A 26419-nucleotide genomic window follows, 5' to 3' on the forward strand; every position below is an offset into this window, starting at 1 on the left:
CCGAGATGTCCCTGATGCGCCTTCCCCACCTTACGCTCGCGCTGATGGCCGCCGCTTCGACGGCCGTCGCACAGAACCCTCCCGTCACTCCACCCGCCGCACAGGCCGCGGCCGCCGGCGACACACCGGCCCCAGCCGGTGGAGCCGCAGCACGACGCGCGGGACCACGCCCCTACGCACAGGTGATCACCGCCCGTGCGCACACGGAAAAGGGCGGCGTCACCGTGCACCGCGTGGACGACCGGTACTTTTTTGAAGTGCCCGACTCGTTGATGGGCCGCGATTTCCTGATGGTCACGCGCGTCGCAGGCGTGCCCGCCGGGGCCGGCGGCTTTCAAAGTGCCGGCAGCTCGCTCAACGAGCGTATGGTCCGGTGGGAACGCGCCGCAGATCGCATCCTGATCAAGACGCAGACCCATGAAGCCGTCGCGGCCGAAGGACTCCCCATCGCTAAGTCCGTTGCGCAAAACAACTACGGCGCTATCCTCGGCGCCTTCCCCATTGCGGCGTTCGGCAAGGACAGCACGTCGTACGTGGTGGACGTCACCGACTTCTTTGCCACCGACAACCCCGCCACCTCGGGGCTGAACGCGAACCAGCGCCGCACCTATGGCGTTCGGCGCTTCGATCCGGCGCGGAGCTACATCAGCGGCATGCGCGGCTTCCCGATCAACATCGAAGTGCGGCAGGTGCAGACGTTCGACGCGGCCACGCCGCCCACCGACGCCAACAGCGGCACGCTCACCATGGAGACGCGGCAGTCGATCGTCCTCCTCCCCAAGGAACCGATGCGTCCGCGCAACTTCGATGCGCGCGTTGGCTTCTTTACCGTCGGGCGCGTGAACTACGGACTCGACGAACAAAAAGCCGCCTCGCAGGAGTTCATCACGCGCTGGCGCCTCGAACCCAAGGATCCTGCTGCTTATGCGCGCGGCGAGCTCGTGGAGCCGGTCAAGCCGATTGTATACTATCTCGATCCGGCCACGCCGCTACGGTGGCGGCGCTACGTACGCGAAGGCGTGGAGAACTGGCAAAAGGTATTTGAGAAGGCCGGTTTCAAAAACGCGATTCTCGCCAAGGACGCGCCCACCAAAGCGCAGGACCCCGACTTCGATCCAGACGACGCGCGCTACTCAATGGTGCGGTGGGCCGCATCACTCGTCCGCGATGCCACGGGACCGCACACGCACGACCCACGCTCCGGCGAAATCATCAACTCCGAGATCACCTGGTATCACAACCACATGCGCTCGTACCGCAACTGGTTGATGATGGAAACCGGCGCCGCCAACCCGGCCGCCCGCTCGCTCGACATTCCCGAAGAGCTGATAGGCGAGACGATGCGCCAAGTGATCACGCACGAAATTGGCCACGCCCTCGGCCTGCAGCACAACATGATCGCGTCCGCATCATTCCCGGTGGACTCACTGCGTTCGCCCAGCTTCACGAGCGTGTACGGTGTGAGCGCCACGATTATGGACTACGCACGACAGAACTACGTTGCGCAACCCGGCGACGGACTCAAGACCAACGATTTCATTCGCCGCGTCGGACCGTTCGACAACTTCGCCATTAACTGGGGCTACCGCGTGATCGCCGCGCCGTCGGCCGAGGCCGAAAAGCCCACGCTTAATCGCTGGCTCACCAATCAGTCGGGACCGTTTCCGTATCGCTATGTCGCACAGCAACTCGGCAGCGGCGATCCGCGCAATCAAACCGAGGACCTCGGCGACGATCCGGTAAAAGCCACGAACTACGGCGTGATGAACTACAAGAAAATGATCCCGCAGTTGGTAAACTGGACGACCAAGCCCGGCGAAGATTACGATGACCTGCAGGAGCTGTACGAAGAGTCCGTCGGCCGCTGGGCCGGCATGATGGGGCACGTCACCACGGTCATCGGCGGCGTGAACGTCGACCTCAAGACGGCTGACATTGCCGGCGCCGTCTTCAGCGTGGTCCCCAAGGCCAAGCAAAAGGCCGCGCTCGCCTTCCTCGCCGAGAACGCCATTGCGACGCAGGGTTGGCTCGCACCAAAGGAAATCATCACACGTATTGGCCCCAACGGTACGCTCGCCACACGGCAAGCGGGATTCATCACGTCGCTGTTGAGCACCACACGCCTCGGACGACTCGCCGAATCTGAGCGGTACGACGTCGTCAATGCTTATCCGCTCCCAGAGTATCTGAGCGATCTCAAAAAAGTGGTGTGGGGCGCCGCAAACCCCGATGCCAACCGGCGTCAACTGCAGCGCGTGTACCTCGCACGACTCGGCGCACTTATCAATCCGCCGGCGGCGACCGCTGGTGGCGCAGAGGGCGGACGCGGCGGTGGCGCAGGTGGTGGTGCCCCAGCACGCGTCATTCCATTTGTGACCGCGCCAAATGTCCCGACGAGCGACTTGCCCGCCCTCGCCCGGGCGCAGCTGCGTGAGATTCAGCGCGACGCGCGTGCGTCGGCCACCACTGCGACCGCCGCCGTGGAAAAGGCACACTGGTCGGATGTCGTCGATCGCATCACCGAGATCCTCGACCCCAAGAAGTAGTCGTTACCGTCCGAAACAAAAACTGCCCGCGGTGCCAGGACGGCACCGCGGGCAGTTTTCTCGTTGTACGTCGCGCTCGCAGCGTGAGCTGCGTACAAGGCGTTGCCTACGGCAGCGTGCGCAGCTCCAGTCGCGTCGGCTGCTTCGGCGTGTGATACACGCGCATCGTCGCCTTTTGGAAATCGCTCGCCTTGGCCTCGAAGATATTCGGCACAAACTTCTGCGGATTGCGATCGATATGCGGGAACCAGGTGCTCTGCACCTGCACCATGATCCGATGCCCCTTCTTGAACGTGTGGTGGATCGACGGCATCTCGAACTTCACCGAGTCGGCCGCGTTCGGCACCATCGCCGACGGCTTCTCCCACGAGCGGCGGTAACGCGCACGGAACGGCTCGCCGCGCACCAACTGCTGGTACCCACCCACGGTGAAGCCACTCACGTCGCCAGGCCAGTTCGCCGCCGAATCAGGAAAGACGTCAATGAGCTTCACAATGAAATCGGCATCGGTTCCCGTCGTGCTCACATGTAGCACTGGGCTTACGGGCCCTGTGAGCGTGACGTCCTCGGTGAGCACGTCGGTCTGATACGTGAGCACATCAGGACGCCGCGACGCAAAGCGCTGGTCGGCCGTGATGTAGTCGCGCGGCATGCCGTTGTTCTCAATGCGCTCCACGAGCGGCACCGGCTTGGCCGGATCGCTCACGTATTCATCAAACGCCGCACCGGCAGCGGGCGGCGTAAAAGCCAGCTTGCCACCGGGGTGCAGATAGAGCGCGGACGGCTTCGAACTCTTGGGCGGCCACGTATCGTAGCCGTCCCACTTGTCGCCACCCGTGCGGAACACGAGCACGTTCGGCAGTTTGGGATCCGGCGCCCCCGCCAAATAGTGCGCGAAAAACGGATACTCCACCGAATCGCGATAGTAGGGGCCGGTCTTGTACTTCCACCGCAACGTGCCGAGCACGTCATCGTCGCCGCGACTCCACCCGCCGTGCGACCACGGTCCCACCACGAGGCGATTGCTGGTGCTGGGGCTCTGCTTCGCGATGCTGCCATAGACCCACCACGGACCGTGCAGATCTTCGGTGTCGTAAAATCCGCCCACCGTGAGTACGGCAGCTCTCACATCCTTCAAATGCGGCCGCACGTCGCGCTCTTTCCAGAACGCATCGTACGACGGATGCGTGATAATGCTCTGCCAGAGCGGTGCCGTCGCAGAGTCCAACGTCTTTCGTGTTCCCGGGCCGAGCGGTCCAAGACCCAAGTAGAACTGGTACGCGTCGCGTGTTCCCATTGAGAACGGGTAACGCGCATCGGGGCCAGGCTCATTGCGCGGCGTACGGCCAAAGCCGGTGTAGAACCCGAAGTTGTGCGCCAGCAGAAACGCGCCGCCGTGAAAGTTGTCGTCGCCCATCCAGATGTCGGTCATCGGCGCCTGCGGTGAGCAGGCCACCAGCGCCGGATGGCGGGACAAACAGCTGGCGCTGGTATAGAACCCGGGGTACGACGTGCCGTACAACCCGACCTTCCCATTGGTGGGAAGATTCTTAACGAGCCAGTCGATGCTATCAAACGCATCGGTGCCTTCGTCCACATCGGTCGGCTTGTCGTGCTTCTCCAGAATCGGCGTCATGTCGCGAAACACGCCTTCGGAAAAATTCCGGCCGCGCACATCCTGATACACAAAGATGTAGCCGTCATCCACCCACTTCGTATTGCCGGACGGTCCGAGCGCCGCTTTGTAATCCGCACCATACGGACTCACCGAGTACGGCGTCCGCGACATCAGCACCGGATACCGGCGCGTCGTGTCGCGCGGCACATAGATCGACGTGAAGAGCTGCGCCCCGTCGCGCACGCGAATGCGCACTTCGCGCTTCACGTAGCGCTCCTTGATGCGCGCAGCGAGTGTAGGGTCGGGACCGGGCGGTGCCTGAGCAGGCAGAGCAGCGGCGGACAGCAAGAGGACAGCGAGCAGCGCAATTGATCGGCGCATCGGCGACTCCGTAAGAGACATTAGAAACTATGACTCCTACGTCACTGTCGGCTAGCACTCACGACACGTGGTGTGGTAACCGCTCAACGAGTCGCGCAACAGAAAGCGATCACCGCACGACGCCAGGCGCCGCCGCAACGCGCCCGACTCAGTCGATCCAGCGCCCGATCACGTCGCGCACCCGCGACCGCAACGCGCCGAGCAGATCGCGGCGCAACACCGGTCGCCCAGACTCCAGCATCGCGAGCCGATCCTCCCCCCCCACCGACGCCGCCCACGGCCGCACAAGCGCGGCGAGCTCGGCCCACCGCTCCGAACCAATCCACCGACTGATCTGGTCGAGCCGAACATCGAACCGCCGGCGCGAAGACACTGCCACCGCCCGCTGCGCCGCCGCCGCGTGTGAACCCAGCAATGCGGCCACCTCAGGCTCCACCCGAAGGCAGATCCCCATTTCGTCTTCCAGCTCAAGCCGGATACGCGCGTTCAACTGACCAGGGCGATGGTTTACGCGGTATTCCGCGATCACCTCCGGCACGTACACGAACGCCCCCAACGGACTCGCCTTGAGCCAGAGCGCCCAATCGCCCCACAGGTGGAACGACGCATCAAAGCCGCCCAGCTGGTCATAGGCCGCACGCTTGAACGCGAACGCCGCAAAGCTCGTCTTATTGATCGCCACCTGCTCAAGGAAGGTGCGCGGCGGATGCGCCACGGCTCGATTGCTCAGAATGCGCTGGCGCTTGAGTCGCGCCCCTACGCCATCAATCACGTCAAAGGCGCCTCGCACCAGCACCGCCGAGGGATCGAGCGCAATGCCACTGCGAAGCGCGCGCACATACGACGGCGTCGCCCGATCATCGCTCGACAATAGCGCAAACCAGTCCCCTTCGAGTTGCGGCACGAGATAGTTCCAGTGCGCCATCATCGGCATATGCACCGGCGGACGCACCACGCGCACACGCCCCGCAAACTCCTCAAGCACCGCGGGGGTATTGTCGGTCGAATGATTCTCCGACACCACAATCTCGGTGGACGCGTCAACCTGATGCACGAGCGACGCCAGCGTCTCGCGCAGATATTCCCCCTGATTATAGGCCGGAATACCTATCGACAGCTTAGGCGTGGCGCTCATGCTACGCCTGCGCCGCAGCGCGTGCCACCAGCGCACGCGCAATCAAGGTTCCGTGATCGCGTCCGTTCTCAATGAAGATCTTGTTGGCGTCAAAACCACTCGCCAATACCCCTGCAATGAACACGCCACGCGTGGGCGTCTCCATGGTCGCGGCATCATGCACCGGCACGCCGGTCGTGGCGTCAACCGTCACACCGAGGCCCTCGAGCAACTCCGGGCGAGGCGTGTAGCCGGTCATCACGTACACGTGCTGTGCATCGACCGTGGTCACCGCCCCCTCCACGCGCACCTGCGCCGACGCGTGCGCAATAGACTCCACGCGCGCGTTCCACAGCACGCGAATGCTCCCCTCTCGCACGCGCCCTTCAAAATCCGGCAGCACCCACGGCTTGATGTTCTTGTCGAACGTTGGGCCAAAGTGGACCACCGTCACTGCGGCGCCAGCGCGATACAAATCGAGCGCCGTCTCCACGGCGGAGTTGCCGCCCCCGATCACCAGCGCGGTTCGCTGAAAGGCTTCGTGCCCCTCAAGAAACGTGTGCGTCACGTGCGGCAAATCCTCACCGGGCACGCCAATCCGGTTCGGGGTGCCAAAGTATCCGGTCGCCACCACCACCGCCGACGCGCACGCCTCGGTCGGTTCGCCGCCGCGCGGCCGCGCGCGTACCACGAACTGCGCCCCATCATGCGAAACGCGCTCCACGGGCTCGTACTGCCGCACCCGTAAACCAAAGTGCGTCACCACCGCGCGGTAATAGGCCAGCGCATCGCGGCGCGTGGGCTTCTCCGTGGCCACCGGAAATGGCAGCCCGCCAACAGAGATCTTCTCGGCGGTGGAAAAGAACGAGAGGTACGTCGGGTAGCCGGCGATGGAACTGCACACCGAGCCGGCGTCAAAGACCACCGCGGGAATCCCCGCGGCGTGCATCGCGACCGCGGCCGCCAAACCGCACGGCCCGGCGCCGATAATGCACACGGGCCATCGCTCCCGCGACTCCATCTGCGCGGCGCTCATCGCCGCGCGCACTCCAGCGCGCACCGACACGCGCAGCTCAACGCGACGCGCTGCCGCGCCATGCGCCTCACGCCGTTTCGAGAATCTGGTCGCGTCGTGTGCCGACCGACACGTACCGTGCGCGGCATTCCACTAACTCCTGAATTCGGTCGAGGTACGCACGCGCACCCGACGGCAAATCCGACAGCTGACGCGCATCGGCCGTGGAGCTCCGCCATCCGTCAAACCACTCGTAGCGGGGCTTGATGTCATCAAGATCCGCAATATCACCAGGGAATTCCTCAACCATCTCCCCGTTGATCTCATAGCCCGTGCACAGACCAATCTTCTCCAACGTGTCGAGCACGTCGAGCTTCGTGATGGCCAACGCCGACAACCCGTTCACCCGCACCGCGTAGCGCACGACCACCGCGTCAAACCATCCACACCGACGCGGTCGGCCGGTCACAGCGCCAAACTCGTTGCCAAGGGTCCGGATATGCTCGCTCATCGCCTCGTCGAACTCGGTGGGCAACGGACCGGCCCCCACGCGCGTGGTATACGCTTTGACCACGCCGAGCGCGGCGTCGATGGCGCGCGGACCAATGCCGATGCCCGTGCTCGCGCCGCCCGCCGTCGTGTTGCTCGACGTCACATACGGATACGTGCCGTGATCCACGTCGAGCAGCGAGCCCTGCGCCCCTTCGAGCAGCACGGCCGCGCCACGCTGAATCGCCTTATGCACCGCGAGCCCAACATCCTCGGCAATGCCCAGCACGCGCGGCGCAATGTTCTGCAGCGCCGCAATCGTGAACTCTACATCGGCGCGCTTCGCGGACCCAAACGACGCCAGTTGATGATTCGCGTGCTCGCATCCCTTCTCCACGAGCGCCCGCAACCGCGCCGGGTGCCGCAGGTCGAGCACGCGCACTCCGCGCCGCGCAATCTTGTCTTCGTACGCAGGGCCAATACCGCGCCCCGTGGTGCCAATCGCTTTGCTCGCGGCACTCTCTTTGTCCACCAGCTTGTGGTAGGGCATCACGAGGTGGGTGCGGTCGCTGATGTACAAGCGCCCCTGCACATCCACGCCACCCTTCACCATGTCATCGACTTCAGCAAACATGGTCTCGGGGTCGAGCACCACGCCGTTGCCAATTGCGCATCGCACGCCGGGGTGCAGAATTCCGCTCGGAATTTGACGCAACACCATCGACTTGTCGCCGACGTGCACCGTGTGGCCCGCATTCGCGCCACCCTGATACCGCACCACCCAGTCGGCGCCCTGCGCCAGCACGTCCACCAACTTGCCTTTTCCCTCGTCGCCCCATTGGGCGCCGACCACCACGAGCGTGCGGATTTTGGAATCGAACATGGACCTGGCTGGCTAGAGAGCGTCGGCGCAGTGCGCGCTGGCGGGCACAAAAAAACGCCCCGGCGCAATCCGCGGGGCGTTGCAGAAATCTAGTCTCCACCATCGCGAACGCAACGCAACGTCGGCTCCCTCCTCCGCGTGGCGACTGGAACCCCTCCTCCAGCCGCCATTGTAACAACCGGCCGAGCGCCTACGAACGAACCGCGATCCCCGCCTCCGTCAATACGCTACGCACCTTGGCCACGCGCTCGGCGTCGAGATTCAGCAACGGCCCACGCACCGTGCCGCCGGCGAGCCCCACGGCCTCCAGAGCGGCTTTGACGCCGGGAACGCCCAACTCACCCACGATTTGCGCGGCAACGCCCTTGAGCGGCGCCTGCAGCGCGTCAGCGGCCGCCGCATCGCCACGAGCCGCCGCCTCATAGACGGCCACGCACTGCGCCCCGGCAAACAGCGACACCGCCACAATCCCCCCGCCAGCACCAGCCGCAATCGCCGGCGCGATCTGCCCCGCATTGCCCGTCAGCACGGCAAACGTCTCGCTCTTCGACTGCAGGTAACCGGCCAACAGCTCCAGATCACCAGAACTGTCCTTAATCCCGATGATGTTCTCGTGCTGCGCCAACTCCGCCACGAGCTCCGGCAGCAGCTTGAAGTGCATGTACTTGGGAATGTTGTACAGCGCAACCGGCAGGGGGCTCGCGTCCGCCACACGTCGATAATGCGTACGCAGCGCCTCGGGCGACATCGCGTTGGAGTAGTAGTGCGGCGCCACCACCAACACCGCGTCGGCACCGCCGCGCTTCGCGTCTTTCGATCGCTGAATCGTCAGGCGCGTGGACTCTGCGCCAACCCCCATCAACACCAGCCGGCCCGCAGGCGTCTCCGCGCGCGCCGCATCGAGCACCGCGCGACGCTCATCCTCAGAGAGCAACGTCGCCTCGCCCGTGGAGCCGCACACCAGCACCCCCGCGAGCCCCGCCGACATGTGCGCGCGAATATTCGAGCGGAAGGCTGCCACATCGAGATCTTCCGACCCATGCACGAAATTCGACACCACGGGTCCGAAGACCCCGCGAAGAGCAATCATGGAATCAATCGTCCAGTGTAGTGTCTATCGGGGCGGCATCCGGGGCTTCCTTGGCGCCTTTGCGCTTCGGAGCCGGCCGGCGGCGGAACGTCTTCATCTTCGATTCAAATTCTGTTGGCTTGGCCGCCGCCGTCGCGGCGACCTCGAACTCCACCAAATCGGCCTGCACCAAATCAGCAAGATGCTGATCGAACGTCTGCATCCCGTACTGCTCGCGCCCCTCAGCGATCGCGTCGCGAATTTCGCCCGTGCGATCTTTGTCCAAAATCAACTCGCGAATGGCAGGAGTCACGATCATCACTTCGAGCGCGGCCACGCGACCATGGCCGTCCTTGCGCGGGACCAATCGCTGCGAGACCACGGCGTGCAACGACTCGGCGAGCCGAATCCGCACCACATCCTGCTCCTCCGGCGGGAACATCGCAAGCAAGCGCAGCACGGTGCTTTGCGCATCCGGCGTGTGCAATGTCGAGATCAGCAGATGGCCCGTCTCCGCCGCTTTCATCGCGGTATCGATCGTTTCCGGGTCGCGCATTTCGCCAATGAGAATCACGTCCGGATCTTGGCGCAGGGCGGCACGGAGGCCCATGCGAAAACTCTCGGTGTCTACGCCAATCTCGCGCTGCGTCACCGAGCACTGAATGTCGCGATGCAAAAACTCCAGCGGATTCTCGAGCGTCACAATGTGCTTGTGCTTGGTGGCGTTGATGTGATTGATCAGCGCGGCCATCGTGCTCGACTTGCCCGAGCCCGTCACGCCAGTCACCAGCACCATGCCACGATCGGCGTCCGCAATGGTTTGCAGCACCGACGGAAGCCCCAGCTTCTCAATCGTCGGCACCTCAAAGGGAATCACCCGCATCACGATCATGAAGCTCGATCGCTGCCGCAGGATGTTGACCCGAAACCGACCAATGCCTGGCGCGCCCCACGAGCAGTCGTAGTCCTGAATTTTTTCAATGCGCGCACGGTCTTCGTCGTTCGGAATCAGCCGTAGCGCGATGGACTTGGTCTGCTCCGGCGTCAGCGCCTGCTTCGTCAGCGGCACCAACTTGCCGTCGATGCGCGCGCGGAACACATCGCCTGCCTTAATGTGCAGGTCGCTGGCACCGCGATCCACCGCCGCTTTGATGATTTTTTCCATTAGGGTCCAGCCGGTCCGGCTACGAGGGGGAACATCAATGGAAAGTGCCACAAACGACACCACGGCGCCAGCGTTTCACGAGGGAAATCACCATCGCCGGGGTCGGCCGACACCACTAGTCGAGATGCACGTGTAGCACGTCCGCGTGCTTCGGCAACGACCCGCGAATCACCTCAAACTGCCGAGCGGGACCATGCAGCCACAGCTCAAACACCCGGTCATCGGCGTGGTCAAAGACTTCGGCCGAGCGAATCCGGATGCCGTCATCCGCCAGCGTCCGCGTCATCCAGTCGAGCGACAACGTCTTGCGTGTGCGAATCGTGGCCGAAATCGATCGCCGCGTGCGTAGCAACAAATGCTCCACGCGCCCGAGCCCCATCAGCACAAGCATCACCATCGCCGTGGCGCCGAGCGCTTCCACATAAAACCCAGCGCCAATAGCCAAGCCGATCGCCGCCACCACCCAGATCGTCGCCGCCGACGTCAGCCCGGTGATCGTGCCGCGCGCCTGCATGATCGTTCCCGCACCAATGAAACCGATGCCGGTCACCACCTGCGCCGCGATTCGCCCCGGATCACCAATTCGAACGCCGCCCACCGCATCGCCGAGGTGAATCGACAAATCCATCAACAACGCCGAACCCAGACAAATCAGAATGTTTGTGCGTAGTCCAGCGGGTTTCCCCGCAATCTGACGCTCCAACCCAATGGCGCCGCCGGCGAGAACCGCCAAGCCGAGCCGCATTGCCAAATCCAGGCGAAACGCTGACACCATCGTGTCCACTGATGGGAGCTGCGGGTCCAGTATGAACATGTCGCCTCCCCGTGAGCGGCGTGGCCGCTCGGTGAGCTATACCGCGCGAGGCAATCCCATCAGATCCTTCACCACGCCAATCGTCTCCTGCGCCACCGCCCGCGCCTTTTGTGCGCCAGCATCGAGCAGCGCCGTCACCTGGGCCGGCGCACTCGCCAGTTCCGCCGCGCGCTCACGAATCGGCGTCAGCTCGGCGACCATGTGCTGATGCAACGACTTCTTACAATCAATGCATCCCCACTTGGCGCCCCGGCAGTTCTCCTCAACTTCCGCCACGGTCTCTGCAGGCGAAAACGCGCGGTGTAACTGATAAATCGTCGCGCAACGCTCAGGCTCGCCCGCGTCAGTTTTCCGCTGGCGCGTTGGATCCGTGACGGCTCCGCGCAACTTGTCCCAGATCTGTTCGGGCGTCTCCAGCAGCCCGACCGTATTGCCAATCGACTTCGACATCTTGGCCTGCCCATCCAGCCCCACAATGCGACGCGTCGCCGTGAGACGGGGCTGCGGCTCGGGAAAGTACGGCGTGGCTGGCGAGAATCGCGAGTTCCAGTTGCGCGCCACAACACGCGACAGCTCGAGATGCTGCACCTGATCTTCCCCCACCGGCACGATGTCCGCACGATACAGGAGAATGTCCGCAGCCTGCAACACCGGATAGTTCAACAGACCAGCCATCACCTGCTCCTGCCGACTGGCCTTGTCCTTGTACTGGGTTTGGCGCTCCAACTCCCCCAACGGCGTCACCGTATTGAAAATCCACGCGAGCTCGGTATGCTCCGGTACCTGCGACTGCACAAAGATCGTGCATCGCGCCGGATCGAGCCCCGACGCCAACAGACCGACCGCCATTTCGTGCGTGCGCCGCTCCAGATCTTCCCGCGCGTACGGCGCGATGATGGCGTGATAATTCACAACGCAGAAGAACGACTCAAATTGATCCTGCAGCGCCACCCAGTTCTTGACGGCGCCGAGATAGTTTCCGATGTGCAGTTCGCCCGAAGGCTGAATACCGCTGAAGATCCGTGACATACGTGAAACCTAGGCATCGTTCAATGACCGATCAATCACCTGCGTCCCTGCTCGCCATTGCCGTCGCCGCCGCGCGTGACGCCGCCTCGGTCATTCGGGACGCCACGCCACGCCGCGGGGCGATCGTCTGGCAGGAGAAATCCGCCACCGATTTTGTGAGTGAAGTCGACCTCGCGGCGGAAAAGCGAATTTTCGACACCGTTCGTGCCCACGCCCCACAGGCCCGTTTCCTCGCCGAAGAAACCGCCAACCAGATCGGGCCGGACGAGCAGGCGAGCGGGCTCGTTTTTGTCGCGGATCCCCTCGACGGCACCACCAACTTCCTGCACGGCTACCCCGAGTACGCCGTTTCCATTGGCGTCCTCCGCGACGGCATCCTCGTCGCCGGCGTCGTCATCGACATCCCAGGCGGCGAGGAGTTTACCGCCACCCTCGGAGGCGGCACTCGGCTCAATGGCGAGCCCTGCCACGTGTCGGCCACCAGCAACCCGCAGCGGACACTCATTGGCACGGGATTCCCCTTCAAGGTCCACGCCGAAATCGCCCCCTACCAAGCCCAAATGAGCCGCGTGATGGCCGGCGTAAGCGGCGTCCGGCGCCCCGGCGCCGCCTCCATCGACCTCGCCAGCGTGGCCTGCGGACGGTTCGACGCCTTTTGGGAGAACATCCTCTCGCCGTGGGACATCGCCGCCGGCATCCTCCTTGTCCGCGAGGCCGGTGGCATCGCCACCAACCTGCAGGGGGAGCCCTGCCCCGTGGCGCACACGGGGGTGATCGCGGGGAACGCGGCTATGCACCAGTGGCTCACAGCGACGATAGCCGCCGACTGACAGCAATAACGAGTAGGCAGTAGACGGTAGACCGTAGACCGTCCACGTTTAGAGGCGGTACCGTGCCGGCAGCTCTCCCTTCAGCCACCAAACGCGTACCGTCGACCGTCTATAGGTCCACCGTCTACTCGCCCCAGCCTTTCCAATGAAACTCGTCGAGTTCGTCCCCAACTTCTCCGAAGGCCGCCGCCCTGAGATCGTCGCCCAAATCCGCGACGCTATCGCCGCCGTCGAAGGAGTCGCCATTCTCGACGTCAGCAGCGACCCGAGTCACAACCGCACCGTCCTTACCGCCGTCGCCCCAGCCGACCGCGCCGTCGATGCGGCCTTCCGCGGCATCGCCAAAGCCTGCGAGCTGATCGACCTCAATACCCACAGCGGCGAACACCCCCGCATCGGCGCCACCGACGTCTGCCCCTTCATTCCGCTCGACGGCGCCACTATGGACGACTGCATCGCCCTCGCACGCGAACTCGGCGCACGCGTCGGCACAGAACTCGGCATCCCCGTCTTCCTCTACGAACGCGCCGCCACGCGCCCGGATCGCGAAAATCTCGCCGACGTGCGCCGTGGTGAGTTCGAACTGGCCAAACAGGAAATCGGGCAGAACACCAACCGCGTTCCCGACTTCGGCCCCAACGCCATTCACAAAACCGCTGGCGCCACCGTCATTGGCGCGCGTCCATTTCTGGTGGCGTACAACGTCTATCTCGGCGGCAAGGAAAACGTGCAGGTGGCCAAGGACGTCGCCAAAGCCGTGCGCGGCTCCAGCGGTGGACTGCGCTACGTCAAAGGCCTTGGCCTCGAGGTCGATGGCCAGGCGCAGGTCTCCATGAATCTCGTGGACACCGACAAAACCCCGCTCTACCGCGCCTACGACGCCGTGCGCACCGAAGCCGAAGCGCGCGGCGTCACGCCCACCAAGAGCGAACTCATCGGACTGGTCCCCGAACGCGTCCTCTTCGAAACCGCAGCGCGCTACATTCGCCTGCCAAACTTCAGCACGGCGATGGTGCTCGAGCACAAAGTGCGCGCCGCCATCGGTGGAGGCGAATCACTCAGCGGATTCGTCGCCGCCGTCGCCAGCGGTGCGCCCGTCCCAGGGGGCGGATCCGTCAGCGCGCTCGCCGGTCAACTTGCCGCCGCGCTCGCGCAGATGGTCGCCGGACTCACCGTGGGGCGAAAAAAGTACGCGGCCGTCGAGCCAGAAATGAAAGAGCTCGCGCTCGCCGCCGTTACCCTAGGCAACCAACTCTCCGCGCTCGTCACCAAAGACTCCGACGCCTACGCGCTCGTCAGCAACGCGTACAAGCTTCCCAAGGAAACGCCGAGCGAGCAGGCGGCACGCGACGCTGCCATCTTGCGTGCACTCATCACCGCCGCCGAGGTGCCACTCGAGACCGCGCGCGCCTGCGCCGCCGTCGCCGCACTCGCGGTCACCTGCGCCACCAAGGGCAATACGAACGCCGTAAGTGACGCCGGTGTGGCCGCGCTCCTCGCTGATGCCGCGTGCCGCGGCGCCGCGTACAACGTGCGCATCAACGTTGCCGCCATGTCCGACAAATCGGCCGGCACCGCGCTCGCGGCCGAGGCCGCGCGCCTCGTGGCCGAGACGGCCGCCGCAGCCGCGACCGCGACCGCTGCCGTGGAGCGCGCCATCGGTGACTGAGCGCGCGCAGTGAACCTCCGCGACTACTTCGTCGCCGACTATCACGGGGCCCCGTTCGAACTCTTCGGACGAGCCCACCTGCTCTCGCTCGCCCTCCTCGCGGCACTGGCCATCGCGCTCATCAGTCTCCGCGGCAGCCATCACATCACACGCCGACGGGTGCGCGTCGGCCTCGCCCTCTCCTTGGCGGTCGCCGAGCTCTCGTGGCATTGGTGGAGCCTCGAGTATGCGCAATGGACACTCGACGCAAACCTCCCGCTGCATCTCTGCACCGCGCTCATCTGGCTGTCGGTGTACGCGCTGCTCTCGCTCGACGTCGTCGCGTACGAGTTTGTCTATTTCCTTGGGATCGGCGGGCCTTTACAAGGCATCCTCACGCCTGACGCCGGCGCCTATGGGCTTCCGCACTTCCGCGCCGTGCAAACCATGGCATCGCACGGCCTCATCATCATCACGGCACTCTACCTCACCTTCGTCGAAGGGCTCCGCCCACGACCGGGTTCCGTGCGACGCGTCGTGACCGGCGCAGTGATGTACATGGCGCTCGTGACCGTGGTGAACGTCGCCGTCGGTAGCAACTACATGTTCACGCTGCACAAGCCGCCTACCGCGAGCCTACTCGATGCGCTGGGGCCATGGCCGTTCTACCTAGTACCGATGATCGGCATCGGCATTCTGAACTGCATCATTTTGTATGTGCCGTTCGCCATCCTCGACCGCCGCTCGCAGTCGTCCTGACGCACGCAACCACCGCGACACCGTGCGGCTGGCGCCGCGCAGCAACTAGCGAGTGAGAACCCGCGGCCCCTGCTCGGTAATCGCGACCGTGTGTTCGAAGTGCGCGCTGCGCTTGCCGTCAGCGGTCACCACCGTCCACTTGTCCGACAACGTGCGCGTGGCCGCCGTGCCGAGATTCACCATCGGCTCAATCGCCAGCGTCAGCCCAGCCACCAGCTTCATGCCGCGCTTCGGTTTTCCGTGATTGGGCACCTGCGGCTCTTCATGCATCTGAAAACCAACACCGTGCCCCACGAGCTCGCGCACCACCGTAAGGCGCCCCTTCACCACTAGCCCCTCGATCGCCGCGCCAATGTCGCCAATGTGATTTCCAATCACGCAGGCCTCGATTCCCGCTTCCAAACTTGCCTCCGTCACGCGCAGCAACCGCTCGGTGTCAGCATCCACCGGTCCCACTGGCCACGTGCGCGCCGAATCCGTGTGCATGCCGCCAAAGAACACGCCGATGTCCACCGAGATAATGTCGCCCTCGCGCAGCACGCGCTTGGCCGACGGAATCCCGTGCACAATCTCTTCGTTGATGGACGCGCAAATCGATGCCGGAAACCCGTAGAGTCCCTTGAATGACGGCGTCGCCCCTTCGTGCGAGCGAATGAAGTTTTCACACACGCGGTCGAGGTCGAGCGTGCTCACCCCTGGGCGCACCGCAGCGCGCACCGCTTCATGCGCGGCGAACATGATCTTGCCGCCCGCGGCCATCGTCTCGAGCTCGCGTGGGCTTTTTAGCTGGACCATCACTCAGCCCTTGCCGACAGCCTTCAGGGCACGCGCTTGCACCTCTTCCAACGCGCCCAGCGCATTGATCTCGGCGATGTTGGCGCCGTGCGCGCGATACCACGCTACCACCGGCGCCGTTTGCGCTTCATACACACGCATTCGGTTCCGCACGGCATCGGGTTCGTCGTCCTTGCGACGCACCAGCGTCCCCTTGGGCGACTGCGCGCACTCGGCGTGCGTCTCACCAGGCGCACGTCCCGTGAACGGCGTCTGACAGCCGTCGCACACCGTACGGCCTGACAACCGGGCCACCAACGCATCTTCGGCAATCGTGAACAACATCACGACGTCGAGCGGTCGGTTCAGCTCGGCGAGTACCGCCGTGAGTCCCTCGGCCTGCGGCACCGTGCGCACCACGCCGTCGAGCACCACGCCGCGCGCCTGCTCCGGCGCCGCCAAGGCCTGCTTCATGATCCCGAGAATCACCACATCGGGCACCAGATCGCCACGGTCCATGTAGCCCTTGGCTTCGAGCCCAAGGGGCGTCCCCGCCTTCACGGCGGCGCGCAACACGTCTCCCGTAGCGATCTTGGGGACGCCGAGGGCAGCGGCAATGCGCTCCCCCTGCGTCCCCTTGCCGGCGCCCGGAGGTCCGAGCAGCACGACGATCATAGTGTCGTTCCTACTGCCAGGACCCGTCGGCCTGACGGCCACGGAACCGGACACGTCCCTTCTTCATGAACCCGTCATACTTGCGCAGCAACAAGTGCTGCTGCATCTGCGCCATCGTATCGAGTGCCACGCCCACCACGATCAGCAGCGATGTGCCGCCGAACTTGAAGGGCACGTTCACGAGATCCGCAATCCAGATCGGCAGGAGCGCGATGATCGTGAGGAAGATGGCGCCCGGGAACGTAATGCGGCTCACCACCTGATCGATGTATTCGGCCGTCTTCGACCCCGGCTTGATGCCCGGAATGAAGCCGCCCTGCTTCTTCAGGTTTTCCGCCAAATCGATCGGGTTGAAAATGATCGACGTGTAGAAGTACGTGAAGAACAGAATCAGCACGGCGGACAGGGCGAAATACAGCCACGTCCCCGGCTGGAAGTAATCGGAGAAATCCTTGAGGCGTTCGTTGCCGCTGAACTGGGCCAACGCGCCCGGCACCACGATCAACGACTGCGCGAAGATGATCGGCATCACGCCGGCACTATTGATGCGGAGCGGAATGAAGTTCTTCGCCGCCTCGCGCTGACGGCCACGGGCCATCGTGCGCTGCGGAATCTGGATGGCAATGCGGCGCGCAGCGAGCGTGATCATGACGACGCCGGCCACCACACCCAACATCAGGAAGCCAATGGCAATCAGCCCAAGCACGTTCACCGCGCCCGTGCTCACAAAGCCAACCGTCTGCCCAATGCCCGGCCAGAAGCGTTCGACGATCGAGAAGAAGATGAGGAGCGACGCGCCGTTGCCGAGCCCGCGTTCCGTGATCTGCTCACCAAGCCACATCACGAAAATCGCACCCGTCGTCAACACCAGCGTCATCTGCAACTTGAAGCCAAAGCCCGGCGTGCTCACGGCACCCTGCACACTTTCCGTGAACAGCGAGAAGCCCCACGCCTGCACCAGCGCCAATACGACGGTCGCGTAGCGCGTCCCCTGCGTGATCTTTTTCCGACCCTCTTCGTCCTTCTGCATCTTGTCCACCTGCGGCAACACCGCGCCCGCGATCTGCGCAAAGATGCTGGCCGAGATGTACGGCATGATGCCGAGCGCAAAGATCTGCGCACGGCTCAGGTTGCCGCCGACGAACATGTCATACAGGCCGAAGAAACCGCCGGCCCCGCCCTTCTGCTGATTGAGGAAGAAGTCCACCATCGCCTGCACGTCCACGCCCGGCGCCGCCACGTGCGACCCGATGCGGTAGACAACCAAGCACAGGAACGTGAAGGTGATCTTCTGCCAGAGCTCCGGCGTGCGATAGATATTCGTCAGCGCCGAAGCGGGATTGGCCTGCGCCATGTTACTCCTCGACGCGTCCGCCGGCCGCGAGAACCTTCTCGCGAGCGGTGGCGCTCATTTTGATTCCACGCACCGTCACCGCATGCGTCAACTCGCCAGTCGCGAGCAACTTCGCCGGACCCTTCGACGCCTTGATCAGTCCCGCCGTCGCCAACGTCTCCTGCGTCACCTCAGCACCCTGCGGCAGCAGCGTGAGATCCGACAGCTTGACGATCTGCGATTCAACGCGGAACGGATTCGTAAAGCCGCGCTTCGGCACGCGACGCGTCATCGGCATCTGGCCGCCTTCGAAATGCGGCTTGTTACCACCGTGACCGTGGTGGCCCGAACGCGCCTTGATACCCTTATGTCCCTTGCCCGACGTCTTACCCGTGCCCGAACCCGGGCCGCGGCCAAGACGCTTGCGGTTCCGGTGCGAACCCGGAGCCGGCATCAGGTTGTGGAGACCAATTTTCTCTGTCGTCACGTGGTTAGTCCTCGACCGGGGTGACCGTCACCAGGTGACGGACCCGCTTGATCATGCCGCGAAGCGCCGGCGAATCCGGGTGCACGACCTCCGACTGATGGTGCCGGAGACCGATCGCTTCCAGATTCGCGCGCATACGCGCCGTCTGTCCGATGCCGCTCTTCACCTGCTTAATCCGCACCTTCCCCTCCGTGAGGGTATTGGGCGGGGTCGTCTTGGGACCGCGCTGGCGGTGCCACACAAATGTCCTAGGCATGCGAAGCCTCCTTCACCTTAGCGCGCGACCGGTAGCCGAGCGACGACACTTCTACACCGCGCTCACGCGCGATCTGCTCGACCGTCGTCAACGACAATAGTCCGTTCATCGCCGCCAACACCATGTTGTGCGGGTTCGTCGAGCCCAGCGACTTCGTCAGAATGTCGCTGATCCCCACGCACTCCATCACCGCGCGCACCGCACCACCGGCAATCACGCCGGCGCCAGGAGCGGCGGGCTTCATCAAAACGCTGCCCGCGCCATGCTTGCCCACGATTTCGTGAGGAATCGTCGAGCCCGTCATCGGCACCGACACCATATGGCGACGCGCCCCGTCCACGGCCTTACGGACCGCTTCCGACACTTCGTTCGCCTTGCCCGTTGCGATGCCGACCTTGCCCTGCCCATCGCCCACCGCCACCAGCGCGTTGAACGAAAAGCGACGGCCGCCCTTCACCACTTTGGCCACGCGGTTGATCGCGATCACGTTCTCAACGAGATCGCTCCCTTCTCCGCGATCGGCACCCGGGGCGCCGCCACGCTCACCACCACGGCCACGTCCCTCGCCGCCACGTCCGCCGCCCGGCGCACCACCACCCGGGCCACCACGGCCGCGACCGCCACCAGGACCGCCGGCTCCACCACCAGGACCACCAGGACCACCACGGCCGCCGCCTGGGCCGCCACGTCCGCCACGGCCCGGAGGACCGTTACGGTTGGCGCCACTACGCGCGCTGCCGCCCGAACGCGCGCTACCACCCGTGCGCGGCGCTTCGGCAGATCCCGTCGTCGTTGTCGTCGTTTCGTCAGCCATTTAGAACTCCAGCCCGCCTTCGCGGGCACCATCGGCCACCGCCTTCACGCGGCCGTGAAACTGATAACCAGCGCGGTCGAACACGACCTTGCTGATGCCGGCGGCCTTGGCCTTCTCGGCGATCTTCTTCCCGACTTCCACCGACTTCTCGGACTTCTTCCCCGTAAACCCGTTGTCCGTGACCGTCAGCAACGTGTGCTGCGCGTCGTCGTTCACCAGTTGGGCCGAGATGTGCTTGTCGGAACGGAACACGACGAGGCGCGGACGCTCCGCCGTACCGTGAACCTTCGCCCGCACACGAATGTGCCGGCGTGTGCGCAGACCGGAGCGCGTCTTGGGTACTCTCAAACCAGGCATTACTTACCTCCCGCCTTACCGGCCTTCCGCCGGACAACTTCGCCGGCATACTTGACGCCCTTGCCCTTATAGGGCTCAGGCTTGCGGAGCGCGCGAATCTCGGCGGCTACCTGACCGACGATCTCCTTATCCGCTCCCTCCACCAACACTTGCGTCGGAACCGGTGCCGTCAGCTTGATCCCCTTCGGCGCCTTGAACTCAATCAGGTGCGAAAATCCGAGCGCCAGCTGCAGACCGTACGGCTTCACTTCCGCCTTATAGCCTACGCCCGTGATCTCCAACGTCTTGCTGTAGCCCTTCGTCACCCCCTCTACCATGTTGGCAAGGAGCGTGCGCGACAGGCCATGCAACGACTTGTGCTTCGGTTCGTCCGAAGGGCGCGTGACCAGCGCCTCCGTCCCCTGCACGGCAAGCCCAACTTCCGGATGAAACGTCCGGATGAGCTCGCCCTTCGGTCCCTTGACCGTCACGATACGACCATTGATGGCCACCGTGACGCCCGCTGGGATCGGAATCGGATGCTTTCCAATACGCGACATATGCGGCGTCCCCCTACCAAACCACGGCGAGCAACTCGCCGCCGGTGCGTTGGGCACGTGCCTCGCGGTCGGTCATCAGCCCCTTGGAGGTGCTGAGGATCGCCACGCCGAGGCCGTTCCGGACACGCGGGATTTCCGCTGCGCCGACATACTTACGCAGACCTGGGCTCGACACCCGCTGCAGTTCTCGAATCACCGGATGACCGCCCTGCGCGTACTTCAAATGCACGCGAAGCAACGGCTTGCCGTCCTCGGCCGCGACCGTCTTGTAATCGGTGATGAAGTTGTTCTCCTTCAGCAACCGTGCGATCTCGAGTTTCATCTTGGATGCCGGCATGTCCACGCGACGGTGCTTCGATCCGCAAGCATTGCGAATCCGCGTGAGCATATCGGCAATCGGGTCAGTCATGCTCATTGAGATACCCCTGGTCCTATGGTTTCCAGCCAACGTTTGGCTGGACTTCTAGGAGTGAATGGACCTGCGGGTGGTGCGTCCTGCGTCACACATCCTGCTCCGTCGAATACGGGTGACGGATAACCGTGAACGGTCAACCATACACGACCGACGACCAACTGCCCTACTACCAGCTCGCCTTGCGCACGCCCGGAATCAGTCCCATCAGCGCCATGTCCCGGAACGCGATGCGGCTCAATCCGAAGTGGGAGATGTAGGCACGCGACCGGCCGCTCATCGAGCAACGATTGCGCACACGCTCCGCCGCCGAGTTCCGCGGAAGCTTCTGCAGCGCCACCTGCGCCGCACGCTTCTCTGCGTCACTGGCCTTGGTGCTCACCATCACGACCTTAAGCGCGGCGCGCTTGACCGCAAACTTCGCGACCAGCTTCTTCCGACGCTCGTTCTTCTCAATGCTGCTTTTCTTGGCCATCGTTATTAGTCTCGTGAAGTCGGTTCGGTCAGCTCGCCTGCACCACGATCGGCTTGTCGTCCCCGCGGAACGGCATGCCTAGCTCGCGCAGCAGCGCGAACGCCTGATCATCCTTCTCGGTCGTCGTCACGAACGTGATGTCCATGCCGTGAATCTGCTCGACCTGATCGTACTCGATTTCCGGGAAGATCATTTGTTCCTTCACGCCCATGCTGTAGTTGCCGCGGCCGTCAAACGACCGCGTGCTCAGCCCGCGGAAGTCGCGGATGCGTGGGATCGCCGTCGTAATAAACCGGTCGAGAAACTCCCACATGCGCGCGCCACGCAGTGTGACCGAAGCACCGATCTCCTGCCCCTGACGCAACCCGTAGTTGGCGATCGACTTCTTCGCCTTCTTTCGCGTCGCGCGCTGGCCGGCGATGATCCCCAGTTCGTCCACCACGCCATCGAGCAGCTTGGGCTGCTTGATCGCTTCGCCGAGGCCCACGTTCAGCACGATCTTCTCGAGATCCGGAATCTGATGAATGTTCATCAGTCCGAACTGCTTCGCGAGATTCCCGCGCACCGTGGTCGTGTAGTAGCCGCGCAAACGCGGAGCCGGCACTGGCAGGTCTACACCCGCGTGCGCCTTCTGCGTCTGCTGCTTGTCGGCGCCTTTCTTGCCGCCGCTCTTCTTTTCTTTCTTTTCAGTAGTGGCCATTGCTCAGTCCTCGATCAGCGCTTCGGCCGAGCGATTGCGTCGCCCGACTTCGTGCTGATACGCTCCTTCGTGCCATCGGTGTCGATCCGCGCGCGAGTGCGCGTCGGGGCGCCCGACTTGGGGTCGAGCAACATCACGTTCGAAGCGTCCATCGGCGCCGGCATCTCAATGATCCCGGAGGTCTCTTCCGCACGACGCGCCTTACGGTGCTTCTTCACAATATTGATGCCTTCGATAGTCACGCGCCCCGTCTTCGGGTAGACGTGAATCACCTTGCCTTCCTTGCCCTTGTCGTCGCCGCGCACCACGCGCACGACGTCGCCCTTGAGCACGTGCAACGGCTGGCGCTCAGCATTGATCTCATGACGCGTGCGATTCCGCTTGCCGCGCGTCTTGCGATGAGTCAGGATCCGCATGTTAGATGACCTCCGGCGCCAGCGATACGATCTTCATGTATTTCTTCTCTCGCAGCTCGCGCGCCACCGGCCCGAAAATACGGGTCGACCGCGGCTCGCCCTTGTCGTCGATGATTACGACGGCGTTCTCGTCGAATCGGATATACGACCCGTCCTTGCGCCGCGTCTCCTTCACCGTGCGCACCACCACGGCGCGCGCGACGTCCGACTTCTTGACCGCACCGTTCGGGAGCGCATTCTTCACGGCGACAATCACGACGTCACCGAGGCGCGCATACCGACGACGCGTTCCACCGAGTACGCGGATCACCAGGGCGGTCTTCGCGCCTGAGTTGTCCGCTACCTTGACTACCGATTCCTGCTGGATCATTGTCGGTTCCCCTTAGCGCGCGCGTTCAACGATCTCGACCACACGCCACCGCTTGTCCTTCGACAGCGGACGAGTCTCCACGATCCGCACGGTGTCACCGGCCTTGGCGCTGTTCTCTTCATCATGCGCCTTCAACCGCTTGGTGCGCGTCATCATCTTGCCATACACCGGGTGCGCCACGCGACGTTCAATCGCGACGACCACCGTCTTTTCCATTTTGTCGCTCACCACTACGCCCATACGCGTCTTCCGCGTATTCCGCGACAGCGCCGAGCCGGGTTGTGTCGTTTCAGCCATGATTTATTTCCCCGCCTTGCCAGCCGTCGCCGGCTGCGCCTTCTGCTCGCGCAGCACCGTGTTCAGCCGCGCGATGTCGCGGCGAATCACCCGCAGGCGCAGCGGATCGCTCAATACTTCCGTCGCCCCACGAAACCGCAGGCGAAACTGCTCTTCCTGTAACTCGGCAATCCGCGCCGAGACTTCCTGCGCACTCAACTCGCGCATATTCGTGGCCTTCGTCATTCGGTGTGCGCCTCCTCGCGGGACACAAACTTGGTCTTCACGCCAAGCTTGGCCGCAGCCAGCCCCAGCGCCTTCTGGGCAATGTCCTTCGGCACGCCCTCGATCTCAAACATCACACGACCCGGCTTCACCACCGCCACCCACAGCTCCGGCGATCCCTTGCCCTTGCCCATGCGGGTTTCCGCCGGCTTCTTCGTGACCGGTTTGTCTGGGAAAATCCGGATCCACACCTTACCACCACGCTTGATGTGACGCGTCAGCGCCACACGCGAGGCCTCAATCTGACGGGCCGTCACCCAACCCGGCTCCAGCGCCTGCAGCCCATAGTGACCGAAGTCCACCGTGTTGCCGCGGGTCGCGAGCCCATTGGTACGCCCCTTAAACATCTTGCGAAACTTGACGCGCTTTGGTGCGAGCATTGATCAGTCTCCTCCCTTACGCGTCAGACGAGTACGTTTTGCCACGGCGGTCTTCCACGATCTCACCCTTGAAGATCCACACCTTCACACCGATCGCTCCAAACGTCGTCTTCGCCGTGCTGATGGCGTAATCGATGTCCGCGCGAATCGTGTGAAGCGGCACACGACCTTCGTGGTAGCCCTCGACGCGCGCGATTTCGGCGCCGCCCAGACGGCCACTGCACTTCACCTTGATGCCACCAGCGCCCATACGCATCGCGCTCTGCACCGCACGCTTCATCGCGCGACGGAACGAAATGCGCTGCGCCAGCTGCGCCGCAATGTTGTCGGCCACCAACTGCGCCTCGATCTCCGGGCGCTTGATCTCCTCAACATTGACCCCCACATCCTTGCCAGTCAGCTGCTGGAGCTCGTTCTTCAGCTCCTCAACCGCCTGTCCCTTCTTGCCGATCACCACGCCCGGACGGCCCGTGTGGATGGTCACGACGACCTTCCCCGGCTTCCGTTCAATCGTGATGTCGCTGATCGCCGCGCCCGACAGGCGCGCCTTCAGATACTTCCGGAGGAGTTCGTCCTCCTTCAGCAACGCAGGGAAGTCCTTCTTCGCAAACCACGTCGAGCGCCAGTTCTTCGAGACGCCGAGGCGGAAGCCGATCGGATTGGTTTTCTGTCCCATTATCGTCCTTCCTTCTCTGCCACGACGATCTCGACGTGGCTCGTACGCTTACGCATGGGCGTCGCCCGACCCATCGCCGCCGGAGTGAACCGCTTCAGCGGAGGGCCTTCATTCACGATCGCCTTCTGCACGAACAGAGCATCCACATCGATCGACTCATTCGCGTTCCGCGCCGCCTGCTCGGCGTTCGCAATCGCGCTCTTGAGCACCTTCTCGATCTGCTTGGCCGCATGCTTCTTGCTGAACTTCAGCAGCGCCAAGGCATCGTTACAGTTAAGTCCGCGCACCTGGTCGATCACCAGTCGCATCTTGTAAGGCGACTGACGCGCCGTGCGCTGAATCGCGCGAGCATTCGTCATGGCTTACTTGCCTCCTTTGGCGGGTGCCGCAGCCGGCTTGGCCTTGGAATCCGACGCTGGTGCCGCCTTCCCACCCTGCGCTGTGTGACCGCGGAACAGACGCGTCGGCGCAAACTCACCCAGCTTGTGACCGACCATATTTTCGGTCACATACACCGGAATGAACTTGTTGCCATTGTGCACCGCGAACGTGTGCCCGACAAAATCGGGCAACACCGTACTGGCGCGCGACCAGGTCTTGACGACCTTCTTTTCGCTCTTGGCGTTCATGGCTACGATCCGCTTCATGAGCGAATCTTGCACGAACGGGCCCTTCTTTACGCTTCTCGCCATAGTCTCGAGTCCCGGTTAGCTCTGCGTGGCCTTGCCGCGCTTCCGGCCGCGCACAATCAGGCGCTGCGACGGCTTCTTCTTGTTGCGCGTCTTGACCCCTTCCTTCTTGCCCCAAGGGCTCACCACGTTACGACCGCCGCGTGTGCGGCCACCGTGCGGGTGATCCACCGGGTTCATCACTTCGCCGCGCACCTTCGGACGACGACCGGCCCACCGGCTCGCACCGGCCTTGCCCGCCGACATCAACTCGTGCTCGGAGTTCCCGACCTCGCCAATCGTCGCCAGGCAGTTGCCGTGCAGCATGCGCATTTCCGTCGAGGCCATGCGCAACGTCACGTACTCCCCTTCCTTCGCGACCACCTGCAAGCTCGTGCCCGCCGAACGCGCCATCTGACCGCCCTTACCGGGAATCAGTTCCACGTTGTGCACCGCCGTACCCAGCGGCACTTCCTTCAGCGGCAGCGCATTGCCGAGACGCACATCGGAGCCAGGACCCGACACGATCTTGTCGCCCTGAACCATCCCCTTGGCGTGCAGCACGTAACGCTTGTCGCCGTCCGTATACTCGACCAGCGCAATGCGCGCCGAACGGTTCGGATCGTACTCGATTTCCTTGATGACACCAACGATCCCAAACTTGTTGCGCTTGAAGTCGATCACGCGGTACTTCCGCTTGTGACCGCCGCCAAGGCGACGCATCGAGATGTGGCCGTGGTTGTCGCGCCCACCGCTCTTCTTCAGCGGCTCGGTCAACGACTTTTCCGGCGTGGTGCGCGTGATCACATCGAAGTCCGAGACCGAACGGAACCGCGAACTCTTCGTGACCGGCTTGAACTGGCGAATGCCCATGGGTTATCCCTCGAAAATCTCGATCGAGTCGCCGGCCTTCAGCGTCACGATCGCTTTCTTCCAACGGGGACGGAGCCCGGCCTTGCCGCCCACTCGGCGAAGCTTGCCGCGCTGCTGAGACGTCCACACGCCGGTCACTTTCACGCCGAACAATGACTCGATCGCCTGCTTGATCGAGGTCTTGTTGGCGTCCGGATGCACTTCAAACGTGTACTCGCCACGATCCTGATATGCCGCCGAACTCTTCTCGGTGACAATCGGACGGACGATGGTGCGATGAATCGTCGGCATAG

33 protein-coding genes are annotated in these 26419 nt (G+C 63.7%); 4 read left to right on the forward strand and 29 right to left on the reverse strand.

Annotated features, from left to right (window positions below; translation table 11 throughout):
• Positions 1-14 precede the first annotated feature (14 nt).
• Entirely contained in the window at positions 15-2546 is a 2532-nt protein-coding gene (locus NTZ43_01650) for a zinc-dependent metalloprotease (GenBank protein ID MCX5765917.1), read from the forward strand.
• Between the two features lie 106 nt (positions 2547-2652).
• On the opposite strand, the gene NTZ43_01655 is transcribed toward NTZ43_01650, so the two are convergent.
• The 8 genes from NTZ43_01655 to trpS form a co-directional block, all read right to left on the reverse strand.
• A complete protein-coding gene (locus NTZ43_01655) occupies positions 2653-4545 on the reverse strand; it encodes a CocE/NonD family hydrolase (protein ID MCX5765918.1) in 1893 nt (630 codons plus the stop codon).
• A 148-nt stretch (positions 4546-4693) separates the two neighbouring features.
• Positions 4694-5680: a glycosyltransferase gene (locus NTZ43_01660; protein MCX5765919.1), complete on the reverse strand. Its 987-nt coding sequence runs from the start codon at positions 5678-5680 to the stop codon at positions 4694-4696.
• Between the two features lies 1 nt (position 5681).
• A complete protein-coding gene (locus NTZ43_01665) occupies positions 5682-6725 on the reverse strand; it encodes a YpdA family putative bacillithiol disulfide reductase (GenBank protein ID MCX5765920.1) in 1044 nt (347 codons plus the stop codon).
• 37 nt (positions 6726-6762) lie between these two features.
• The gene (locus NTZ43_01670) at positions 6763-8031 is read right to left on the reverse strand and encodes an adenylosuccinate synthase (protein ID MCX5765921.1); all 1269 of its coding nucleotides are present in this window, start codon (positions 8029-8031) and stop codon (positions 6763-6765) included.
• A 205-nt stretch (positions 8032-8236) separates the two neighbouring features.
• The gene (locus NTZ43_01675; GenBank protein MCX5765922.1) at positions 8237-9136 is read right to left on the reverse strand and encodes a dihydrodipicolinate synthase family protein; all 900 of its coding nucleotides are present in this window, start codon (positions 9134-9136) and stop codon (positions 8237-8239) included.
• 4 nt (positions 9137-9140) lie between these two features.
• On the reverse strand, positions 9141-10280 hold the full coding sequence (locus NTZ43_01680; protein ID MCX5765923.1) for a PilT/PilU family type 4a pilus ATPase: 1140 nt from the start codon (positions 10278-10280) through the stop codon (positions 9141-9143).
• Positions 10281-10395: 115 nt separating this feature from the next.
• Entirely contained in the window at positions 10396-11094 is a 699-nt protein-coding gene (locus NTZ43_01685; protein ID MCX5765924.1) for an MgtC/SapB family protein, read from the reverse strand.
• Positions 11095-11130: 36 nt separating this feature from the next.
• Positions 11131-12123 (reverse strand): tryptophan--tRNA ligase, encoded by a 993-nt coding sequence (gene trpS / locus NTZ43_01690; GenBank protein ID MCX5765925.1) that lies wholly within the window; start codon positions 12121-12123, stop codon positions 11131-11133.
• Positions 12124-12146: 23 nt separating this feature from the next.
• On the opposite strand from trpS, the gene NTZ43_01695 reads away from it, so the two are divergent.
• The 3 genes from NTZ43_01695 (at position 12147) to NTZ43_01705 (ending at position 15360) form a co-directional block, all read left to right on the forward strand.
• The gene (locus NTZ43_01695; protein MCX5765926.1) at positions 12147-12953 is read left to right on the forward strand and encodes an inositol monophosphatase family protein; all 807 of its coding nucleotides are present in this window, start codon (positions 12147-12149) and stop codon (positions 12951-12953) included.
• A 145-nt stretch (positions 12954-13098) separates the two neighbouring features.
• On the forward strand, positions 13099-14622 hold the full coding sequence (gene ftcD, locus NTZ43_01700; GenBank protein MCX5765927.1) for a glutamate formimidoyltransferase: 1524 nt from the start codon (positions 13099-13101) through the stop codon (positions 14620-14622).
• A 9-nt stretch (positions 14623-14631) separates the two neighbouring features.
• A complete protein-coding gene (locus tag NTZ43_01705) occupies positions 14632-15360 on the forward strand; it encodes a TIGR02206 family membrane protein (protein MCX5765928.1) in 729 nt (242 codons plus the stop codon).
• Positions 15361-15405: 45 nt separating this feature from the next.
• Here the strand turns inward: NTZ43_01705 and map are convergent, their stop codons facing one another.
• From map to rplW, 21 genes are all read right to left on the reverse strand, one after another.
• A complete protein-coding gene (gene map, locus NTZ43_01710) occupies positions 15406-16155 on the reverse strand; it encodes a type I methionyl aminopeptidase (GenBank protein ID MCX5765929.1) in 750 nt (249 codons plus the stop codon).
• A 3-nt stretch (positions 16156-16158) separates the two neighbouring features.
• Positions 16159-16809 (reverse strand): adenylate kinase, encoded by a 651-nt coding sequence (locus NTZ43_01715; protein MCX5765930.1) that lies wholly within the window; start codon positions 16807-16809, stop codon positions 16159-16161.
• Positions 16810-16819: 10 nt separating this feature from the next.
• Positions 16820-18163, reverse strand: coding sequence for a preprotein translocase subunit SecY (gene secY / locus NTZ43_01720; protein MCX5765931.1), 1344 nt, complete (start codon positions 18161-18163; stop codon positions 16820-16822).
• A gap of 1 nt (position 18164) precedes the next feature.
• Entirely contained in the window at positions 18165-18614 is a 450-nt protein-coding gene (gene rplO / locus NTZ43_01725) for a 50S ribosomal protein L15 (protein MCX5765932.1), read from the reverse strand.
• A gap of 19 nt (positions 18615-18633) precedes the next feature.
• Positions 18634-18810 (reverse strand): 50S ribosomal protein L30, encoded by a 177-nt coding sequence (rpmD, locus tag NTZ43_01730; protein MCX5765933.1) that lies wholly within the window; start codon positions 18808-18810, stop codon positions 18634-18636.
• Between the two features lie 67 nt (positions 18811-18877).
• Complete coding sequence (rpsE, locus tag NTZ43_01735; GenBank protein MCX5765934.1) at positions 18878-19372, reverse strand: 30S ribosomal protein S5; 495 nt, start codon at positions 19370-19372, stop codon at positions 18878-18880.
• 327 nt (positions 19373-19699) lie between these two features.
• On the reverse strand, positions 19700-20056 hold the full coding sequence (rplR, locus tag NTZ43_01740; protein ID MCX5765935.1) for a 50S ribosomal protein L18: 357 nt from the start codon (positions 20054-20056) through the stop codon (positions 19700-19702).
• On the reverse strand, positions 20056-20595 hold the full coding sequence (gene rplF / locus NTZ43_01745) for a 50S ribosomal protein L6 (protein MCX5765936.1): 540 nt from the start codon (positions 20593-20595) through the stop codon (positions 20056-20058). Before rplF ends, rplR begins: the two co-directional genes overlap by 1 nt.
• A gap of 13 nt (positions 20596-20608) precedes the next feature.
• Positions 20609-21010 (reverse strand): 30S ribosomal protein S8, encoded by a 402-nt coding sequence (gene rpsH, locus NTZ43_01750; GenBank protein ID MCX5765937.1) that lies wholly within the window; start codon positions 21008-21010, stop codon positions 20609-20611.
• Positions 21011-21176: 166 nt separating this feature from the next.
• A complete protein-coding gene (gene rpsN / locus NTZ43_01755; protein ID MCX5765938.1) occupies positions 21177-21482 on the reverse strand; it encodes a 30S ribosomal protein S14 in 306 nt (101 codons plus the stop codon).
• Positions 21483-21510: 28 nt separating this feature from the next.
• Positions 21511-22182 carry a 50S ribosomal protein L5 gene (gene rplE, locus NTZ43_01760; protein ID MCX5765939.1) on the reverse strand — a complete coding sequence of 224 codons (672 nt, stop codon included), beginning with the start codon at positions 22180-22182 and terminating at the stop codon, positions 21511-21513.
• Positions 22183-22196: 14 nt separating this feature from the next.
• On the reverse strand, positions 22197-22520 hold the full coding sequence (gene rplX, locus NTZ43_01765) for a 50S ribosomal protein L24 (GenBank protein MCX5765940.1): 324 nt from the start codon (positions 22518-22520) through the stop codon (positions 22197-22199).
• A gap of 79 nt (positions 22521-22599) precedes the next feature.
• Positions 22600-22968, reverse strand: coding sequence for a 50S ribosomal protein L14 (gene rplN, locus NTZ43_01770; GenBank protein MCX5765941.1), 369 nt, complete (start codon positions 22966-22968; stop codon positions 22600-22602).
• Between the two features lie 12 nt (positions 22969-22980).
• Positions 22981-23265, reverse strand: a complete 285-nt coding sequence (gene rpsQ, locus NTZ43_01775) for a 30S ribosomal protein S17 (GenBank protein ID MCX5765942.1) — start codon at positions 23263-23265, stop codon at positions 22981-22983.
• Positions 23266-23268: 3 nt separating this feature from the next.
• Positions 23269-23490, reverse strand: coding sequence for a 50S ribosomal protein L29 (gene rpmC, locus NTZ43_01780; GenBank protein MCX5765943.1), 222 nt, complete (start codon positions 23488-23490; stop codon positions 23269-23271).
• Complete coding sequence (rplP, locus tag NTZ43_01785) at positions 23487-23909, reverse strand: 50S ribosomal protein L16 (protein MCX5765944.1); 423 nt, start codon at positions 23907-23909, stop codon at positions 23487-23489. The genes rpmC and rplP overlap by 4 nt, the downstream gene beginning before the upstream one ends.
• Before the next feature lie 16 nt (positions 23910-23925).
• Positions 23926-24585 carry a 30S ribosomal protein S3 gene (rpsC, locus tag NTZ43_01790; GenBank protein ID MCX5765945.1) on the reverse strand — a complete coding sequence of 220 codons (660 nt, stop codon included), beginning with the start codon at positions 24583-24585 and terminating at the stop codon, positions 23926-23928.
• Entirely contained in the window at positions 24585-24944 is a 360-nt protein-coding gene (gene rplV / locus NTZ43_01795; protein ID MCX5765946.1) for a 50S ribosomal protein L22, read from the reverse strand. Before rplV ends, rpsC begins: the two co-directional genes overlap by 1 nt.
• Positions 24945-24947: 3 nt before the next feature.
• A complete protein-coding gene (gene rpsS, locus NTZ43_01800) occupies positions 24948-25277 on the reverse strand; it encodes a 30S ribosomal protein S19 (protein ID MCX5765947.1) in 330 nt (109 codons plus the stop codon).
• Between the two features lie 15 nt (positions 25278-25292).
• The gene (rplB, locus tag NTZ43_01805) at positions 25293-26126 is read right to left on the reverse strand and encodes a 50S ribosomal protein L2 (protein MCX5765948.1); all 834 of its coding nucleotides are present in this window, start codon (positions 26124-26126) and stop codon (positions 25293-25295) included.
• Between the two features lie 3 nt (positions 26127-26129).
• The gene (rplW, locus tag NTZ43_01810; GenBank protein ID MCX5765949.1) at positions 26130-26417 is read right to left on the reverse strand and encodes a 50S ribosomal protein L23; all 288 of its coding nucleotides are present in this window, start codon (positions 26415-26417) and stop codon (positions 26130-26132) included.
• Positions 26418-26419: the final 2 nt, after the last annotated feature.

This window comes from Gemmatimonadota bacterium, from assembly GCA_026387915.1.
GTDB lineage: Bacteria > Gemmatimonadota > Gemmatimonadetes > Gemmatimonadales > Gemmatimonadaceae > Fen-1231.

Coding starts and splice junctions, on each gene's coding strand:
- NTZ43_01650 (MCX5765917.1), top strand. CDS start 15: ATGCGCCTTCCCCACCTTACGCTCGCGCTGATGGCCGCCGCTTCGACG.
- NTZ43_01655 (MCX5765918.1), bottom strand. CDS start 4,545: ATGCGCCGATCAATTGCGCTGCTCGCTGTCCTCTTGCTGTCCGCCGCT.
- NTZ43_01660 (MCX5765919.1), bottom strand. CDS start 5,680: ATGAGCGCCACGCCTAAGCTGTCGATAGGTATTCCGGCCTATAATCAG.
- NTZ43_01675 (MCX5765922.1), bottom strand. CDS start 9,136: ATGATTGCTCTTCGCGGGGTCTTCGGACCCGTGGTGTCGAATTTCGTG.
- NTZ43_01680 (MCX5765923.1), bottom strand. CDS start 10,280: ATGGAAAAAATCATCAAAGCGGCGGTGGATCGCGGTGCCAGCGACCTG.
- NTZ43_01685 (MCX5765924.1), bottom strand. CDS start 11,094: ATGTTCATACTGGACCCGCAGCTCCCATCAGTGGACACGATGGTGTCA.
- trpS (MCX5765925.1), bottom strand. CDS start 12,123: ATGTCACGGATCTTCAGCGGTATTCAGCCTTCGGGCGAACTGCACATC.
- NTZ43_01695 (MCX5765926.1), top strand. CDS start 12,147: ATGACCGATCAATCACCTGCGTCCCTGCTCGCCATTGCCGTCGCCGCC.
- ftcD (MCX5765927.1), top strand. CDS start 13,099: ATGAAACTCGTCGAGTTCGTCCCCAACTTCTCCGAAGGCCGCCGCCCT.
- map (MCX5765929.1), bottom strand. CDS start 16,155: ATGGTCCAGCTAAAAAGCCCACGCGAGCTCGAGACGATGGCCGCGGGC.
- NTZ43_01715 (MCX5765930.1), bottom strand. CDS start 16,809: ATGATCGTCGTGCTGCTCGGACCTCCGGGCGCCGGCAAGGGGACGCAG.
- secY (MCX5765931.1), bottom strand. CDS start 18,163: ATGGCGCAGGCCAATCCCGCTTCGGCGCTGACGAATATCTATCGCACG.
- rplR (MCX5765935.1), bottom strand. CDS start 20,056: ATGCCTGGTTTGAGAGTACCCAAGACGCGCTCCGGTCTGCGCACACGC.
- rplF (MCX5765936.1), bottom strand. CDS start 20,595: ATGTCGCGTATTGGAAAGCATCCGATTCCGATCCCAGCGGGCGTCACG.
- rpsH (MCX5765937.1), bottom strand. CDS start 21,010: ATGAGCATGACTGACCCGATTGCCGATATGCTCACGCGGATTCGCAAT.
- rpsN (MCX5765938.1), bottom strand. CDS start 21,482: ATGGCCAAGAAAAGCAGCATTGAGAAGAACGAGCGTCGGAAGAAGCTG.
- rplE (MCX5765939.1), bottom strand. CDS start 22,182: ATGGCCACTACTGAAAAGAAAGAAAAGAAGAGCGGCGGCAAGAAAGGC.
- rplN (MCX5765941.1), bottom strand. CDS start 22,968: ATGATCCAGCAGGAATCGGTAGTCAAGGTAGCGGACAACTCAGGCGCG.
- rpsQ (MCX5765942.1), bottom strand. CDS start 23,265: ATGGCTGAAACGACACAACCCGGCTCGGCGCTGTCGCGGAATACGCGG.
- rpmC (MCX5765943.1), bottom strand. CDS start 23,490: ATGACGAAGGCCACGAATATGCGCGAGTTGAGTGCGCAGGAAGTCTCG.
- rplP (MCX5765944.1), bottom strand. CDS start 23,909: ATGCTCGCACCAAAGCGCGTCAAGTTTCGCAAGATGTTTAAGGGGCGT.
- rpsC (MCX5765945.1), bottom strand. CDS start 24,585: ATGGGACAGAAAACCAATCCGATCGGCTTCCGCCTCGGCGTCTCGAAG.
- rplV (MCX5765946.1), bottom strand. CDS start 24,944: ATGACGAATGCTCGCGCGATTCAGCGCACGGCGCGTCAGTCGCCTTAC.
- rpsS (MCX5765947.1), bottom strand. CDS start 25,277: ATGGCGAGAAGCGTAAAGAAGGGCCCGTTCGTGCAAGATTCGCTCATG.
- rplB (MCX5765948.1), bottom strand. CDS start 26,126: ATGGGCATTCGCCAGTTCAAGCCGGTCACGAAGAGTTCGCGGTTCCGT.
- rplW (MCX5765949.1), bottom strand. CDS start 26,417: ATGCCGACGATTCATCGCACCATCGTCCGTCCGATTGTCACCGAGAAG.